The organism is Pseudonocardia sp. ICBG601 (genome assembly GCF_020496245.1).
This window is the reverse complement of record NZ_JAHLJA010000148.1, coordinates 620,888-636,913: the sequence shown is the minus strand read 5'-3', so window position 1 is coordinate 636,913 and position 16,026 is coordinate 620,888. Positions and strand designations below refer to the sequence as shown.

The following is a 16,026-nucleotide window of genomic DNA, read 5'->3' as shown; positions in this document are numbered from 1 at the left end:
ACATTCGTACCCTGATCCCTCCAGCCGTCGGACAGCGAGGGATCGGAGTACCCCATGCGCATCGCGGACGTTCTGAGGAGCAAGGGCAGCGCGGTCAGCACCGTGGCACCGGACGACTCGGTGAGCGAGGTGCTGCGCGCGATCGCCGAGCGGAACCTCGGCGCACTGCCCGTCGTCGACGGCGACCGGTTGGTCGGCATCGTCTCCGAGCGGGACGTGGTGCGCCGGCTGCACAGCCACGGCGCCGCACTGCTCGACGCGCGGGTGGCCGAGGTGATGACCACCGAGGTGGTCACCTGCTCGCCCGACGACGGCGTCGGCGACCTCGCCCGGATCATGACCGACCGCCGGGTGCGGCACCTGCCGGTGATCGTCGACGGGGCGCTGGCCGGGATCGTGTCCATCGGCGACCTGGTCAAGGCCCGGATGGACATGCTGGAGCAGGAGCGCGAGCAGCTGGAGAGCTACATCGCGCAGTAGGGGCACGACGAGGAAGGGCCCCGGGCGGGGAGTCCGCGCCCGGGGCCCTTCGTCATCGGAACCGGATCAGAACGAGGCCTCGTCGAGCTCCATGAGCTCGTTGTCGGCGTTCGCGATGATCGCCTTGTCCGAGGTCAGGCGGGGCAGCACGGACTTCGCGAAGAAGGTCGCGACGCCGACCTTGCCCTCGTAGAAGGCCCGGTCCTTCGCGGAGACGCCGTCGGTGCCCAGCGCGGCGAGCGCGACGGTGGCCTGGCGCAGCAGCAGCCAGCCGACGAGCAGGTCGCCGACCGCCATCAGCAGCCGCACGGTGTGCTGGCCGACCTTGTACAGCTCGGTGACGTCCTTGGTGGAGCCGTAGAGGTAGCCGGTCAGCGTGCCGAGCATCCCCTGCACGTCGGTCAGCGCGGTGCGCAGGAGCTCGCGCTCCTCCTTGAGCCGGCCGTTGCCCGCGTCGGAGTCGATGAACGCCTGGACCTCGCCCGCGACGTGCGCGAGGGCCTGGCCGTTGTCCCGGACGATCTTGCGGAACAGGAAGTCCTGGGACTGGATCGCGGTGGTGCCCTCGTAGAGGGAGTCGATCTTGGCGTCCCGGATGTACTGCTCGATCGGGTAGTCCTGCAGGAAGCCCGACCCGCCCAGGGTCTGCAGCGACTGCACGAGCTGCTCGGTGGCGCGCTCGGAGCCGACGCCCTTGACGATCGGCAGGAGCAGGTCGTTGACCTTCTCCGCGAGCGCGGCGTCCTCGCCACCGAGGCGCACCTTGTCCTGGAAGGTCGCGGTGTAGATGTAGACGGCGCGCATGCCCTCGGCGTACGCCTTCTGCAGCATCAGGCTGCGGCGGACGTCCGGGTGGTGGGTGATCGTGACCCGCGGCGCGGTCTTGTCGGTCATCTTCGTCAGGTCCGCGCCCTGCACGCGCTCCTTGGCGAACTCGAGCGCGTTCAGGTAGCCGGTCGACAGGGTGCCGATGGCCTTGGTGCCGACCATCATCCGGGCGTACTCGATGACCTGGAACATCTGGGCGATGCCGTCGTGCACGTCGCCCAGCAGCCACCCGACGGCCGGGGTGCCGTGGGCACCGAAGGTCAGCTCGCAGGTGGTGGAGGCCTTGAGGCCCATCTTGTGCTCGACGTTGGTCACGAAGGCGCCGTTGCGCTCGCCCGGCTCACCGGTCTGCGCGTCGAAGTGGAACTTCGGCACCAGGAACAGCGACAGGCCCTTGGTGCCCGGCTTTCCGCCCTCGGGGCGGGCCAGCACCAGGTGCATGATGTTCTCGGTGAAGTCCTGCTCGGCCGAGGTGATGAAGCGCTTCACGCCCTCGATGTGCCAGGTGCCGTCGTCCTGCTGGATCGCCTTGGTGCGGCCGGCGCCGACGTCGGAGCCCGCGTCCGGCTCGGTCAGCACCATGGTGGCGCCCCAGCCGCGGTCGATCATCAGCTGTGCCCAGCGCTTCTGCTCCTCGTTGCCGTTCTTGTAGAGGATCGAGGCGAAGTTCGGGCCGGCCATGTACATGAAGATGGCCGGGTTGGAGCCGCACATCAGCTCGGCGGCGGCCCACTGCACGGACGGCGGGATGCCCATGCCGCCCAGCTCGTTCGGCAGGCCGAGGCGCCACCACTCGCCGTCCCAGAGGACCTTGTACGCGTCCTTGAGCTCCTGCGGGGTGGTGACCGTGTGGTCCTCGGGGTGGAAGACCGGCGGGTTGCGGTCGATCGTGGCGTAGTGCTCGGCGAGCGGGCCGGTGCAGACGGTCGACAGCTCGGACAGCACGCCCTTGGCGGTGTCGACGTCGACGTCCTCGAAGGGTCCCGTCCCGAGGTGGTTCTGTACCTCGAACACCTCGAAGAGGTTGAACTCGAGGTCGCGCACGTTGCTCTTGTAGTGGCCCATCCGTCCTTCACCGCCGTTCGTGCCAGGGCCGATCGACTTACCGGCCGGTAACTGACTCCAGAGTATTACTGACCGGTAACCGGAGCAAGGTGCAGGTGCGGGTTCAGGGACCGCCCACCCGTGTGACGCGCTCGCCCGGCGCGCCCGCGCCGTCCTTTTCCCGTGAACCGAGAGAATGCGGAGTCGCACGGGGCGTACGTGGCGTGTGTGACGGAGGCGGTGCCGGCGCGGTGCCGCCGAGGGGGGCAGCAGCGATGGTCGAGCCGGGACAGAGCTGGAGCCGCCGCGGGCTGCTGGTCGGGGGTGCGGTCGCCGGCGCGGGCCTGGTCCTGCCCGGCCGGGCGTTCGCCGGGCCGCCGCCGACCACCGACCCCGCTCCGCCCGCCACGGGTCCGGTGCCCGGCCCGTCGGCGGTCCCGGGGCCGGACGGCATGCCCGGCCCGGCCGGTGCCGGTCCGCTCGCCGAGGGCGTGCCGGTCCCCTACATCGCGCGCTGCTTCGAGTGGGGCGCGCGCAAGCCGAAGTTCCCGCCGAAGATCTGGGACCGGCGCCCGATCCGGATCCTGGTGCACCACACGGCCGGGGCGAACACGAACGACTACAGCGTCGGGGCCGCGCACCGGATGGCCAGGGCGATCCAGAACTACCACATGGACCGCAACGGCTGGCTCGACTCGGGGCAGCACTTCACGATCTCGCGCGGCGGGCACGTGATGGAGGGCAGGCTCTGGAGCCTCGGCGAGCTCAACGGGGGCCGCCGCGTCGTCGAGGGGGCGCACTCGCCCGGCCAGAACGTCATCGCGATCGGCATCGAGAACGAGGGCACCTACATGGGGGTCGACCCGACCCCGGCGCTGTGGAACTCGCTGCGCGTCACCTGCGCCTACATCTGCCTGCGCTACGGCATCGCCCCGACCGAGCTCTACGGCCACCGCGACTACCGCAACACCCTCTGCCCGGGCGACCGTCTCTACGCCGCGCTGCCCCGGCTGCGCCGCGAGGTGGCGGGGCTGCTGGGCAGGCGGCTCTCGCGCACCGAGGCGACCAAGGCGAGCTGGCCGCTGCTGCGCACCGGCGACCGCGGCCCGATGGTCGAGGCGGCCCAGTACCTGCTGCGCGACGCCGGGTCGCTGACCGGGAAGCCCGACGGCCGGTTCGACGACCGCACCGCGGCCGCGGTGAGCGAGTTCCAGCGCGCGCACCGCGCCGACGACGTCAACGGCCTGCTCGGCGGGGAGACCTGGCCGGAGCTGGCCCGCACGGTGCGCGCGGGCACCGAGGACGACGCCGCCCGTGCCGTCGAGGTGCTCGCGGCGGCACGACGGGTGGAGAGCGTGCCCGACGTCGTCGACCACCCGCAGTGGCAGAAGCTGCTCGGGACCTCCGGCAGCGCCGTCCCGGACGCGCAGGACCCGCAGGGCGTGCTGAACCGCTGAGGGCCCGGTCCCGGGCGGAGCGCCCGCACGGACGGGTGACGGCCTGCCGCTAGTCTCGCCCGGTGCTGAACCGCTGCCCCGCGTGCGACGCGCCCGCGAGCGACCCGTTCTTCTCCGCGACCGGGCTGCCGGTGCACGGCACCGCGGTGCTGCCCGACCCGGTCTCGGCGCGTTCCGTGGCCACCGGTGACCAGGTGCTCGTGCTGTGCGAGCGCTGCGGGCTGGTGTTCAACCGCGACTTCGATCCGGGGCTGCTCGACTACACAGGCGACCACGAGGAGTCCCAGCACCACTCCCCCCGCTTCGCCGCCTACGCCGCGGAGATCACCGCGGACTGGGTCGCGCGGTTCGGGCTGGCCGGGCGGCACGTCGTTGAGGTGGGGTGCGGGTCCGGCGACTTCGCCGCCGAGCTGCTCGGCGCCGGCGTCGGCCGGGTGACCGGGATCGACCCGCACTTCGTGCCGCAGCGGGTCCGCCCGGAGCTGGCGGACCGGCTCACCGCGGTCCCCGCGGAGTTCGCCCGTGACCAGGTCGAGCCGGACACCGCCGCCCTGGTCTGCCGGCACACCCTGGAGCACATCCCCGACCTCGCCGTCTTCGGCGCGGAGCTGTACGCCGGGCTGCGTCGCGGCGGCGGCCGGGCGCTGCTCGCCGAGGTGCCCGACCTGGGCCGGATCCTCGACGAGGGCGCCTTCTGGGACCTGCAGTACGAGCACTGCTCCTACTTCACCCCGGCGACCATGCGGACGTTCCTGACCGGGGTCGGCTTCTCCGACCCGCAGGTGCGGCTGACCTACGCCGACCAGTACGTCGTCGCCGAGGCGGGCCCGGACGGGACGCCGGGCGCGCCCGAGCTGGAGCCGCACCTGCGCGAGGCGCTGCGCAGCGCCTGCCGGGACTTCGCGACCCGGGTGTCGGACCAGGTCGGACGCTGGCGGGAGTGGCTCGGCGGCCGGGCCGCGACCGGCGACGAGGTCGTCGTCTGGGGTGGCGGGGCGAAGGGGCTGACCTTCCTCAACGTCGTCGAGGGCGGGGCGGAGGGGACCGGCGCGGTCGGCGCGGTCGTCGACATCAACCCCGGCCTGCAGGGGCGTTTCATGGGCGGGCTCGGGCTGCCGATCCGCGCCCCGAAGGACCTGCTGGACTCGCCCCCGCGGTCGGTGCTGCTGATGAACCCGGTCTACACCGGCGAGGTGCGCGCCACGCTCGACGAGCTGGGGCTCGGGTCGACGGAGCTGCTCGCGGTCTGACCGGCCTGCGGCGCACGGACCGCGTGGGACCGTCAGCCGACCAGCCGCCGGACGACGGCCAGGTCCTCCGGGCTCGCGACGTGCAGGTTCGCCGGGTCCCCCGGCACCGTCACCACGCGGTGGCCGAGCGCGGCGAGCATCCCGGAGTTCTCCACCGGCCGGGGCGCGTCGGCGTGCGCGGCACGCAGCACGTCGGCGCGGAACGCCTGCGGCGACTGCGTGACCACCGCGTCCTGCTTGGGGAGGGTGTCGACGACGACGCCGTCGCGCACCCGTTGCACCACCTCCAGCAGCGGGACCACCGGCACCGCACCGTCGGCGCCCGCCCGCACGGCCTCGACCACCGCGGTGAAGATCCGGTCGGCGGCGAGCGGGTGCGCCGGGTCGGCGAGCACCAGGACCCCCGCCTCGGCGGGCACGACGGCCAGCCCGGCCCGCAGGGACTCCGACTGGTGGTCCCCGCCGACGGCGAGCGCGTCGACCGGCTCGCCGTCCCAGTCCACCCCGGACGGCAGCACCAGCGCGACCCGGTCGCAGGTGCGCCGGGCGGCGGCGACGGTGTGGTCGACCAGCCGGGACCCGGCCAGCTCGTCGAGCTGCTTCAGCCGGCCGTAACGGAGCCCCCGGCCGCCCGCCAGCACGATCGCCCACACGTGGTCACGCACTCCGGTGATCCTGCCGGGTCCGGCGGGGGAACCGGACACCGCACCCGATAGCCTCGGCCGTCCCCGATCGGGCGACCCGATCGGGCGACCGGGAGGGGCGGACGAGGATGGCGGCACCGACGACGTCCCCCACGCCCGCCGCGTCGACCGGCCCGCTCGCCGGGGCCCCCGCCGCGGTCGCGCTGGTCCGGGCCGTCGCCGAGGACCCGGCCGCACCGCGCCTGGTGGCCGTCACCGGCCCGGCGGGTGCGGGCAAGTCGACCGTACTGCGCGAGCTGGTCCGGGTGTGGACCGAGGCCGGAGCCGGGCAGGACGTGACGGTCGTCGACGACGCCCACGAGCTCGGCGACGACGAGCTGGCCGACCTGCGCGGGCGCGCGGGCCGTCCGGACGCCCGGCTGGTCGTCGCGTTCCGTCCGTGGCCGCGCAGCCGCGCGCTGGCCCGGCTCGGCGCGACGCTGGCCGCCGCCGCGCCGCCGCTGGTCCTGGGTGCGCTCGACGCCGCCGGGATCGCCGCCCGGGCCGCCCGCGTCGCCGGGGTGCGGATCTCCGACGAGGCCGTCCGGGTCGTCGCCGAGCGCACCGCCGGGGCCCCGGTGCTGGTCGACCGGCTGCTCGCCCACGGACGGGTCGGCGGTCCGGTGCCGCCGCAGCTCGCCGAGCAGATCGGCTACGCCGTCGACGCCGAGGACCCGCGGGTGGTCGAGCTGGTCACCGCGCTCGCGCTCGGCGCCCCCGTCGACGGCGAGGTGCTCGTCCCGCTGCTGGGGATCTCCGACGCGGCCGGCATCGGCGTCGGCGCCGAGATCGCCGAGCTCGACGAGCTGTCCGGCCGGGCCGTCGCCGCCGGGCTCTGCACCCCCGACGGGCGGGTCGTACCGCTGGTCGCCGAGGCGATCCGCACCCGGGTCGCGCCGGCCCGGCGGGCCGAGCTGCGCCGCCACCTCGCCGAGATCGAGCTCGACCGCGGCGGGAGCGTGCTCGCCGTCGCCCGCACCCTCCGCGGGTCCGGGGCCACCGGGGAGCGCGCCGCCGCGGTGTTCCGGGCCGCCGCGGCCGAGGCGGCCCGCGCGGAGAGCCCGGACGCGGTCCGGTTCTACGCCGAGGCCGTCGCCGCGGGGGCACCCCCGCTGACCGTCGCCGCGCACCGCGCGCAGGCCCACCTGGTCGCCGGGGACCTCGACGGCGCGCTCGGGCACGCGGACTCGGTGCTGTCCGCGACCGACGCCGTCGAGGCCGAGGACGCCGTCCGCGCCGGGTCGGTCGCGGCCGCCGTCCTCGCCCGGCGGGGGCTGCTGGCACGCAGCGCCGAGCTGTACCGGTGGACCGCGGCGGTGTCCGGGGAGCGCCCGCCCGCGGCGGCCGTGCCCGTCCTGATCGGGACCGGGGCGCTGGAGGAGGCCCGCGCCGTCGTCGGGGTCGACGGCGACGGTCCCGGGTTCGTCGCCGGCCGCGCGCCCACCCTCGTCGACGGCGCCGACGACCTCACCGCCCGCGGCATGCTCGACTCGGTCGAGGGCTCCCCGACCGCCGCGCTGTCCGGCCTGGCCCGCGCCGCCGGTCTGCTGGAGACCGCGCACGGCGCCGCGCTGCTCCCCGACACCCCGGCCGCGTTGGCCGCCCTGGTGGCCGTGCACACCGGGGAGTTCGACGTCGCCGCGTCCGTACTGGACCGCGCCCTGCGGACCGGGCTCGGCGGCGCGCCCGCCCGGGCTCGGCACCGGCTGTTGCTCGGCTGGATCGCGCTGCTGCGCGGCGCGACCGGTCCGGCGTCGGAGCGGCTCGCCGCCGTCGACGCGGGCGACGACCCCCTCGAACCGCGCGACGAGTTCCTCGCCGCCGCGCTGCAGGTCGCGATCGCCCGCCGCCAGTCCGACCTCGGCGCCCTCATGCGGTCCTGGACGCGGGCCCGGCAGGCGATCGTCCGGCACCCGGTCGACCTCTACGTGCTGCAGCCCCTCGGGGAGCTGGTGACCGCGGCGTCGCGGCTGCGGGAGGAGAGCTGGGTGGCCCCGCACCTCGCCGAGGCCGACGCGCTGCTCGACCGGCTCGGCCGACCGGCACTGTGGGCCGCCCCGCTGCACTGGGCGCGGCTGCAGGCCGCGGTGCTCACCGACGACGTCGAGGCCGCCCGCGCCCGCTCCGACGAGCTGCAGAGCGCCGCCTGCGGCAGCCGCTTCGCCCACGCCATGGCGACGGCGGCCCCGCACTGGGTGGGCGTGCTGGAGGACCGGGTCGACGCGGCCGAGGTCGAGGCCGCCGCCCGCGGGCTGCACGCCGTCGGCCTGTCCTTCGACGGCGGCCGCCTCGCCGGGCAGGCGGCGCTGCGGACCGGGGACCGGCGCGCGGTGTCGGCCCTGCTGGCCTGCGCGCGGGCCCTGCAGGCGGCGGGGACGGACCTGCGCCAGGGGACCGTCCCACCGCCGGCGGACGAGCCCGGCCCGGTCGGGAAGGAGCCCGCCGCCGCGGCCCCGGCGCCCGTCGAGACCGCCCCGGAACCGTCCGCGTCGGGTCTGCTGTCCGAGCGCGAGCTGGAGGTCGCCGAGCTCGTCGTGCAGGGGCGTACTCAGCGCGAGATCGGTGAGGCGCTGTTCATCTCGGCGAAGACCGTCGAGCACCACGTGGCCCGGATGCGTCAGCGTCTCGGGGTGGGCGGCCGCAGCGAGCTGCTCGACGAGCTCCGCCGGATCCTGGGCGACCGCGGGTAGGGCTCAGTGGTGCGCGTGCGGGCGGGACGCCTCGGCGAGCAGCCCCTCGCAGGACCGCACCACGATCCGCGCGGCCTCCGCCGACGCCCGCCCGGTCAGCGGGCTCTCGGCCCGCCGCCGCCAGCGGCGCAGCGCCTCGGAGGCGGCGTCGTGGACCTCGCGCGGGCCGGCGGCACCGTCGAGGCCGAGCCGGGCCGCCGCTGAGCCGCCCTCGCCACCGAGCAGCCGTTCGGCGTCGGCGAGTGCCTCGGGCGGGAACACGATCTTCCCGGCGCGCAGGTCGGCCAGCGCCCGCAGCTCGACGAACTCGTGCGCCCCGGCCAGGATCCGCTCCACCTCGGCACGCAGCGCGGCCGTCGCCGGGCGGGGCTCGCGGGTCAGCACGAGGTCGACGGCCAGCAGCGCGGAGCGGGCCTTGAGCAGGTCGCGCCGCTCGGAGAACTGGGTGTCGAGCACCGAGCGCAGCTCGTCGAGACCGGAGCGGCGCACCAGGTCGTCGGCCAGCGCGGTCGGGTCCTTCACACCCTGGCGGATCAGCGTCGTCCCGAGCCGGACGCCGAACAGGCCGAACCGCTCCAGCAGCGCGACCCGGGTGGCGGCGTCGGGCCGGTCGAGGTCGGTGCGCCCGAACCGGTCGGCCGAGAGCAGCAGCGCCTCGACGTCGCCCCGCGGGAGCGCGGCCAGCTCGGTGAGCGCGACGTACTCGTCCTGCCGCATCGTGCGTGCGGTCTCGGCGAGCAGCCCGGCGACGGCGACGACGGTCTGGCACAGCCCCCGCAGCTTGTCGTCGCCGCGGTAGCGCCGTGCGATCCGGCGCGCGGAGATCAGCGCGTCGAGCCGGCCGACCCCGATCTCGTCGGCGCGCGACAGCACCGCGATGGTGTTCACCGGGGTCGCGCGGGCGACGCCGCGGTCGTGGAAGGCCTCCAGGAACCGCACGTCACCGGCGTGCAGGTGACGCATCAGGTAGACGACGGCGTCGGCGGGCGACGGCGTGTCCTCCGGCGTCAGGAACTCTCCGGCCCGGCCGGCCGCGTCGGCGGTCAGCGACCCGATGCCGGGGGTGTCGATGAGGTTGGTGCGCCGCAGGTGCTGCGACGGCCAGTCGACGTGCAGCCGGTCGACGTCCTCCACCCGGGCGCCCTGCAGGTCGATCTGCAGCGCGCCGTCGCGCCGGGCCAGGGTGAGCGGGCGGTCCGCGCCGGAGCGCAGGTGCATCCGCACGCCCGGCGCGGGCGCGTCGGCGTACCAGGTGACGATGCGGGTGCACTCGCCCGCGTCGGTGGGGGCGATCCGCTCGCCGACCAGGGCGTTGAGCAATGTGGACTTGCCGGCCTTGACCTTGCCGGCGATCGCGACGCGCAGCGGCTCGTCGAACCGGTCGAGGTGGTGGCGCAGCCAGCCCGCGGCCTGCGGGGAGTCGCCGTAGGCGTCCAGCGTGCGGCGCAGCAGCGCCCGGGTCTGCTCGGTGAGCGCGCTCACGCCGACGCCCCGGTGCCCACGGCGGCGGCCAGCGCCCTGGCCCGCTCGGCGAGGCCGGTGACCCGCTCCAGCTCGGCCTCCAGGTCCGCGACGCGCTGCTGGCGCTCGGCGTCGTCCTTCAGGGCGGTCTGCGCGGCCGCGACGGACTCCTTCAGCGCCTCGGACAGCTCGTCGGCGACGGTGGTGAAGTGGTCGCGCAGGTCGCGCTGGATCCGGCGCAGGTTGTCCCGCGAGTCCTTGCCGACCTGGAAGGTCACCTCGTCGATGTGCCGGCGCACGGCGTTCTTCGAGTCGGCCTGGCGCCGCTGCTTCATGCGCTTCTTCTCGTCGCGCACGGTCTTGGCACCGAACAGCAGACCGGCGCCGACCGACAGCGGGTTCAGCAGGGCGATCCCGGCGAAGGTGGAGGCGAGACCGAACATCAGCATGCCGCCGTAGCCGCCGCGGGCCCCGACGAACAGCTTCTGCCCGATGCCGAACTTCTCGTCGGCGGGCATCTCCAGCGGGTCGACCAGTCCGGCCACCGAGCCGCCGGCGACCCGCAGCTCGGGCAGGGTCACGTCGACGGCCTCGGCGAAGTGCTCGGCGACCTGCTCGGCCAGCCAGCGGGCGCGCTCGGTCGTCCACACGAAGTTCTGGGCGACGGCGTGGGCCACCTGCTTGTGGAACCACTCGGCGAACTGCTCCCAGATGTCGGCCGGGTCGGCGTCCTCGAGGAGCTGCTCGGCGTCGCGGGAGACCGCGCGCAGCCGGTCGCGCAGGTCGTACTCGATGTCGGCGATCAGGTCGGCGACGCCGTCGGTGAGCGTGGTCTGCCAGCGCGCGGAGCGCTGGCGCAGCTCGTCGACGCGGGACCGCGCGGCCTCCAGCTCGCGGGCGAGCTGGCCGGCCTTCTCCGGGTCCTTCTGCGACATCAGCTCGGCCCGCATCGTGGCCTCGAGGGCCTGGCAGGTGACGAGCACGTCCTGGCTGGTGGAACGGCGGTCCAGGTCGTCGGCGGCACCGACGACCTTGCGCAGCAGGAAGCTGGTGAGCGCCTGGAAGCCGGACTCGGCGATGAGGTCGAGGTCCTGGGTGCGGGCCGCGTGCAGCCGCAGCGCGGAGGAGACCGGCAGCAGCTCGGCGTCGACCCGGGCGGTGCGCAGGTGGCCCTGGTCGAGGTCGACGATCCGGCGCCAGTGCGGGTACAGGTCGGTCTTGGTGACGATGCAGGCGACGTTCGGGCAGAGCTTGCGCGCGGCCTGCAGGAAATCGAGCTCGGGGGCGGTGTACTCCTGGCTGGCGTCGGAGACCAGCAGCACCGCGTCCGCGGTGGGAAGGGCCGACATCGTCGCGGCGCCGTGCGCGGACCCGAGCCCGCCGACGCCGGGGGTGTCGACCAGCGCCAGCCCGCTCTGCAGGAGCTTGCGGGGCAGCGTCACCTCGGCGCGGGTGAGGCGGGCCCGGTTACCGGGGTTGCCGGCCTCGGAGACGTGCTCGGCGAGCTGGTCGAGCCCGACGACGGTCCGCTCGGCCTGCTCGGTCGCCGCCCCGTCGGGGCCGGGGGCCTCGCGCACGAGGGTCACCGAGGTCTCCTCGCCGAAGCGCACGAGCGTCGGCACGGCGGTGGCGATGTCGTCGTCGACGGGACACACGGTGGCGTTGACCAGCGCGTTCACCAGCTGGCTCTTGCCCTGCTTGAACTCGCCGACGACCAGCACCCGCACGACCGGATCGGTCAGGCGCGCCTTCGTCTGCCGCAGCCGCGGTGCCAGGTCGGGGCGGTCGTAGGCAGTCACCGCCTTGAGGGCCAGGTCGACGAGTGCGACCGCCTCCGGCACTGCCACGACCGTTTCCCCCCGTCGCTCCGCGGATGGTGCCCCACACCACCCATCACGTTCCCGTCATGGATACACGAACGACGACGGCCCCGGTCACCCACGGGTGGGTGACCGGGGCCGGCCGGTCCGGGCGGGCGAACCCTACTGATCCGCCCGGAGCAGCGCTACCGGATCAGAGGGCCACGTCGGCGGAGACGTCGTTGTGCGACAGGAGGTCGGTGTGGCTGTGGTCGTCGGTGTGCGACTCGGCGTACTGGCTGTTGTCCGTGTTGTACGAGTCGTCGACGTCGACCGAGGAATGCGACTCGTTGTGGGTGTCGTTGAACGAGCCCGACGCGTCGTTCGAGCCGGTGGCGTCGCCACCCAGGGAGACGGCGCCGCCCTTGTCGGCGGAGATGTCGCCGGTGTTGTAGGCCGAGCCCGAGCCGAACGAGGTGGTGTTGTCGTCGCCGGACACCACCTGGTTGTCGTCGCCGACCACGTTGTGGTCGCCGGTGGTGACCGGGGCGTTGTTGTCGCCGCCGATGGCCACCGCGCCGTCGCCGGACGCGACGGTGGTCTTGGTGTCGATCGACTGGTTGAAGTCGCCGCCGCCGGTGTCGACGTTCTGGTTCACCGAGTTGTCGATGATGGTGTCGCGGTCGTCGATGTTGGTGGTGTAGTGGTTGTTGGTCACGTACTTGTCGATGTACTTGACCGGGTCCTCGCCGTGGTGGACGGGCGGCGGGGGCGGGGTGTGGTGGCCGTGACCGCCGTGGCCGCCGCCGGTGTTGTAGTCACGGTCGAACGACACGTCGTCGTTGTCCTGGGCCAGGACGAGCGCGTCCCGGACGTCGTCGGCGGAGACCTCGGACAGGCCGCACTGGGCGAGCATGCCGTGCGGGTCCTCCTTGAACTCGGCCAGAGCCTTCGGGTCCTTGAGCAGGTCCAGGATGAACTGGATCAGCGACTTCTCGACGGACATGACGTTCTCCTCATGGGATGCCGCCGGGCTCGGGCGCTCGACGGAGGGTTCGGGTGGTGCGGGAGGTGGTGACCGGGCCGGGGTCGGGGGCGTCCCGGCCCGGTCACCGGGCGGAGCGCTGGGTCAGCCGACGGACAGGTCGACGTCGTTGTGCGAGGCGATGTCGGTGTGGCTGTGGTCGTCCACGGTGGTGTGGGTGTCCACGCTGTTGTCCGTGTTGTACGAGTCGCTGATGTCGGTCGTCTGGTGCGACTCGTTCCAGGTCTTGTTGAACGAGTCGGTCGCGTCGTGCGAGCCGTTCGCGTCGCCGCCCAGCGAGACCGCGCCACCCTTGCTCGCGGAGATGTCGCCGGTCTTGTAGGCCGAACCCTCGCCGAAGGCGGTGGTGTTGCCGTTGCCGGCCACGACCTGGTTGCCGTCACCGACGACGTTGCCGTTGCCGGTGGTGACCGGGGCGTTGTTGTCGCCGCCGACGGCCACCGCGCCGTCACCGGAGGCGGAGGTCGACCGGATGTCGATGTCCTGGTCGAAGTCGCCACCGTGGGTGTCGATGTGCTGGTTCACGGAGTTGTCGACGATGGTGTCGCGGTCGTCGATGTTCTCGGTGTGCCACACGTCCTTGACGTGCACGTTCTCGTGGGACGCGGCGGCCTTGTGGCCGTGGTCGCCGTGGCCGCCCTTGCCCTCGCTCCAGCCGCCCTTGTCGCCGCCGCCCCAGTTGAAGCCGGTGTCGTAGTGGCGGTCGAAGGAGACGGTGTCGTTGTCCTGCGCGATGACCAGCGCGTCGCGGACGTCCTCCGGGGACAGCTCGGAGAGGCCGTAGTGCTGCAGGACCGCGTTCGGGTTGTCGTTGAACCAGTCGCGGACCTGGATGCTCTCGGAGCCGTTGCCGAGCAGGAGCTTGATGAAGTCGATCAGCGAGATGTCGTGTGCAGCCATGACGGCCTCCGGTGTCGCTCGGGGTGTGACCGGTCCGTCGGCGACGACCGGTGTTGATGACGAAAGCTAGGGGCGCCGGCCGGTCCGGCCATCGGGGATCGCTCCGGGTCCCCAGGGGGGCCGTTAGGGGATCGGTCCCCAACCTCGAACTGCTGCGCCGCACGGGCTAACACCGGGGCCGCCCCCGTCGATGGGTCTCGCGAGAGGACTACGCCGGCGTGCCGGTTCGACGAGGGGGGAGCAGTGATGTCGTACCTGCTCGGGATCGATCTGGGGGCCACCTCGGTGACCGCTGCCGTGCTGCGCACGGGCGGTGCCGCGGAACCCGTGCGGCTGGGGGGCCGCGACGGGAGCGACGTGCTCCCGGCGGTGCTGGTCGCGACGCCCGGGGGTGACCTGCTGTGCGGTGAGCCCGCCCGTCGCCGGGCCCCGGCCGAGCCGGACCGCGTCGCCCGCGGCTTCCTCGACCGGGTCGGGGACCCGACCCCGCTCTCGCTGGGCGGCTACGCCTACGCGGCCGAGGACCTGTGCGCCCGGCTGGTGCGCGTCCTGGTCGACGAGGTGTCCACCCGGCACGGCGGCCCGCCGTCGCGGATCGGCGTCACCTGCCCGGTGGGCTGGGGACGCCACAAGCGCGACCTGCTGGCCGCCGCACTGCGTCGCCGCGGGCTGACCGTCTCCCTGGTGACCGCGCCGCAGGCCGTCGCGCTCGCCCACCGCGCCGTCGTGCCGGCCGGGGGGCCTCTCGCCGTCGTCGACCTGGGAGGCAACGGGACCACCGCGACCGTGCTGGCGGCGGCCGCACCCGGGGTGCTGCCCGACGCCGTCGGCCGCACGCTGAGCTGCCGGACCGGTGGCGCCGACGTCGACGACGCGGTGTTCGCCTTCGTCCGGTCCTCCTCCCCGGCCACGGCCGCCGCGTTCGACGCGCTCGACCCCGACGACCCGCGGACCGTCGCCGCCCTGACCGCCCTGCGCGACGAGTGCCGCGCCGCCAAGCAGCTGCTGTCCCGGGACACCGTCGCGACCGTCCGGGTGGAGATGCCCGGCCTGCGGACCGCGGTCCGGATCCACCGCTCCGACCTCGACGAACTCACCCGCCCGCTGCTCGAGCCGGTCGCCGACCTGGTGCAGGACGTCGTCGCCGCCGCCCCCGACGCCGAGGTGCTGCTCGCCGGCGGTGCCGCGCGGATGCCGGTCGTGGTGCAGGCGGTCTCGGCGGCACTGGGCCGCCCGGTCGCCGTCGTCGCGGATCCGGTGGCCGACGCCGCCCGCGGTGCCGCACTGGCCGTCGCTCCGGGGGCCGGGACCTCCTGGCCCGGTGTGCGGATGGCGCCGCTGACCGGTGTCCCCGCGCCCCGCGAGCCCGTCGACCCGGCCGGGCGCAGCCCGTGGGACCGGCCCGGGCCGGACGCCACCGAGCGCACCGACCGGACCACCCCGGCGTGGCCGACCCGCGGCGAGCGGGAGCGGACCGCACGGACCGAGCAGCCCGCCGCGGCCGCCACGGCCGTCGCGCTGCTCGACCCGGAGCCGCCGACCGGCCCGCTGACCGCGGTCCCCCGCCCCCGTACGGCGCAGCCCCCCGCCCCCGCACGGACCTCGGTCCTCGGGGCCGGACAGCCGCCCGCACCGTCCGCCGCCCGCCCGGAGCGGCCCGCCCCGGACACCCTGGTCACCCGGGACGCCCCGGCCACCGCCCGTCGCGCCACGGTCACCCGGCAGCGCCTGGTGGTCGGTGCCGGTGGTCTCGCCGGTGCCGCCGCCATCGCGGGTGCGCTGCTGTTCTGGCCCACGACGAGCCCCGGGATCGGTGAGCTGAGCGCGGCCCCCGTGCTGAGCTCACCGGCCGTCGCGCCGGCCCCGGTCGCCCCGGGGGCCGCCCCGGCCGCCGGCGTCGCCGCCGGTCCGGCCGCGGGTGCCCCCGTGGGCGGGAGACACGCCGCCACCGGTGGCGCCGGTGCCTCGGGTGGCACGGCCACCGGGGGTACTGCGGCCCGCCCCGCCGCGGGTGCCGCCGCTCCGGTCGCGGCCGTCGCCCCGGCCGCGCCCGCCCCGGCTCCGGCCGCGCCCGCCCCGGCCGTCCCGCCGCCGACCGCCTCCACCCCGCCGGCGTCGACCCCTCCCAAGACGCCGCCGCCGACCACCCAGACCCCGACGGAGGGCACGCCCGACCCGACCACCCCGCCGGTCACGACCCCGCCCACCACCGACCCGACCACCCCGGTCCCGGGCCCGACGACCACGGCCCCCGCGCCGACGTCGACCACCCCGGCCGCGGGTGCGGCTGCGTGATCATCCTGTCGGACAAGGAATCGATCACTGATCACCCTCTGCGCTGCGACGACAGCGCCGAGTGACCCCCACCCCGTCCTGCCCGGACCCCGGA

At 74.8% G+C, this 16,026-nt stretch carries 11 protein-coding genes; 5 read left to right on the top strand and 6 right to left on the bottom strand.

The window, feature by feature from the left end; genetic code table 11:
• Positions 1-54 precede the first annotated feature (54 nt).
• Positions 55-480 carry a CBS domain-containing protein gene (locus KPL57_RS32175; RefSeq protein ID WP_226354398.1) on the top strand — a complete coding sequence of 142 codons (426 nt, stop codon included), beginning with the start codon at positions 55-57 and terminating at the stop codon, positions 478-480.
• A 66-nt stretch (positions 481-546) separates the two neighbouring features.
• Here KPL57_RS32175 and KPL57_RS32170 read toward each other — a convergent pair whose 3' ends face one another.
• Positions 547-2,373 (bottom strand): acyl-CoA dehydrogenase, encoded by a 1,827-nt coding sequence (locus KPL57_RS32170; protein WP_226354397.1) that lies wholly within the window; start codon positions 2,371-2,373, stop codon positions 547-549.
• 254 nt (positions 2,374-2,627) lie between these two features.
• On the opposite strand from KPL57_RS32170, the gene KPL57_RS32165 reads away from it, so the two are divergent.
• Entirely contained in the window at positions 2,628-3,809 is a 1,182-nt protein-coding gene (locus KPL57_RS32165) for an N-acetylmuramoyl-L-alanine amidase (RefSeq protein ID WP_226354396.1), read from the top strand.
• Positions 3,810-3,871: 62 nt separating this feature from the next.
• On the top strand, positions 3,872-5,059 hold the full coding sequence (locus KPL57_RS32160) for a class I SAM-dependent methyltransferase (RefSeq protein ID WP_226354395.1): 1,188 nt from the start codon (positions 3,872-3,874) through the stop codon (positions 5,057-5,059).
• A 32-nt stretch (positions 5,060-5,091) separates the two neighbouring features.
• Here KPL57_RS32160 and KPL57_RS32155 read toward each other — a convergent pair whose 3' ends face one another.
• Positions 5,092-5,724 (bottom strand): 2-C-methyl-D-erythritol 4-phosphate cytidylyltransferase, encoded by a 633-nt coding sequence (locus KPL57_RS32155; RefSeq protein ID WP_226354394.1) that lies wholly within the window; start codon positions 5,722-5,724, stop codon positions 5,092-5,094.
• 107 nt (positions 5,725-5,831) lie between these two features.
• Between KPL57_RS32155 and KPL57_RS32150 the strand changes: the two genes are divergently transcribed.
• On the top strand, positions 5,832-8,432 hold the full coding sequence (locus tag KPL57_RS32150; RefSeq protein WP_226354393.1) for a helix-turn-helix transcriptional regulator: 2,601 nt from the start codon (positions 5,832-5,834) through the stop codon (positions 8,430-8,432).
• A 3-nt stretch (positions 8,433-8,435) separates the two neighbouring features.
• On the opposite strand, the gene KPL57_RS32145 is transcribed toward KPL57_RS32150, so the two are convergent.
• The 4 genes from KPL57_RS32145 to KPL57_RS32130 all read right to left on the bottom strand — a co-directional run bounded on the left by KPL57_RS32145 (position 8,436) and on the right by KPL57_RS32130 (position 13,637).
• Positions 8,436-9,914, bottom strand: coding sequence for a dynamin family protein (locus KPL57_RS32145; protein WP_226354392.1), 1,479 nt, complete (start codon positions 9,912-9,914; stop codon positions 8,436-8,438).
• Positions 9,911-11,740 (bottom strand): dynamin family protein, encoded by a 1,830-nt coding sequence (locus KPL57_RS32140; RefSeq protein ID WP_226354391.1) that lies wholly within the window; start codon positions 11,738-11,740, stop codon positions 9,911-9,913. Before KPL57_RS32140 ends, KPL57_RS32145 begins: the two co-directional genes overlap by 4 nt.
• Before the next feature lie 166 nt (positions 11,741-11,906).
• Entirely contained in the window at positions 11,907-12,698 is a 792-nt protein-coding gene (locus KPL57_RS32135; RefSeq protein ID WP_226354390.1) for an IniB N-terminal domain-containing protein, read from the bottom strand.
• Between the two features lie 123 nt (positions 12,699-12,821).
• Positions 12,822-13,637, bottom strand: coding sequence for a hypothetical protein (locus tag KPL57_RS32130; RefSeq protein ID WP_226354389.1), 816 nt, complete (start codon positions 13,635-13,637; stop codon positions 12,822-12,824).
• Between the two features lie 246 nt (positions 13,638-13,883).
• Between KPL57_RS32130 and KPL57_RS32125 the strand changes: the two genes are divergently transcribed.
• Positions 13,884-15,932 (top strand): Hsp70 family protein, encoded by a 2,049-nt coding sequence (locus KPL57_RS32125; RefSeq protein WP_226354388.1) that lies wholly within the window; start codon positions 13,884-13,886, stop codon positions 15,930-15,932.
• The last annotated feature ends 94 nt before the right edge of the window (positions 15,933-16,026 follow it).

What these genes read in the sequence shown, in the direction of transcription:
- KPL57_RS32175 (WP_226354398.1), top strand. Translation starts at nt 55, where the DNA reads ATGCGCATCGCGGACGTTCTGAGGAGCAAGGGCAGCGCGGTCAGCACC.
- KPL57_RS32170 (WP_226354397.1), bottom strand. Translation starts at nt 2,373, where the DNA reads ATGGGCCACTACAAGAGCAACGTGCGCGACCTCGAGTTCAACCTCTTC.
- KPL57_RS32165 (WP_226354396.1), top strand. Translation starts at nt 2,628, where the DNA reads ATGGTCGAGCCGGGACAGAGCTGGAGCCGCCGCGGGCTGCTGGTCGGG.
- KPL57_RS32150 (WP_226354393.1), top strand. Translation starts at nt 5,832, where the DNA reads ATGGCGGCACCGACGACGTCCCCCACGCCCGCCGCGTCGACCGGCCCG.
- KPL57_RS32135 (WP_226354390.1), bottom strand. Translation starts at nt 12,698, where the DNA reads ATGTCCGTCGAGAAGTCGCTGATCCAGTTCATCCTGGACCTGCTCAAG.
- KPL57_RS32130 (WP_226354389.1), bottom strand. Translation starts at nt 13,637, where the DNA reads ATGGCTGCACACGACATCTCGCTGATCGACTTCATCAAGCTCCTGCTC.
- KPL57_RS32125 (WP_226354388.1), top strand. Translation starts at nt 13,884, where the DNA reads ATGTCGTACCTGCTCGGGATCGATCTGGGGGCCACCTCGGTGACCGCT.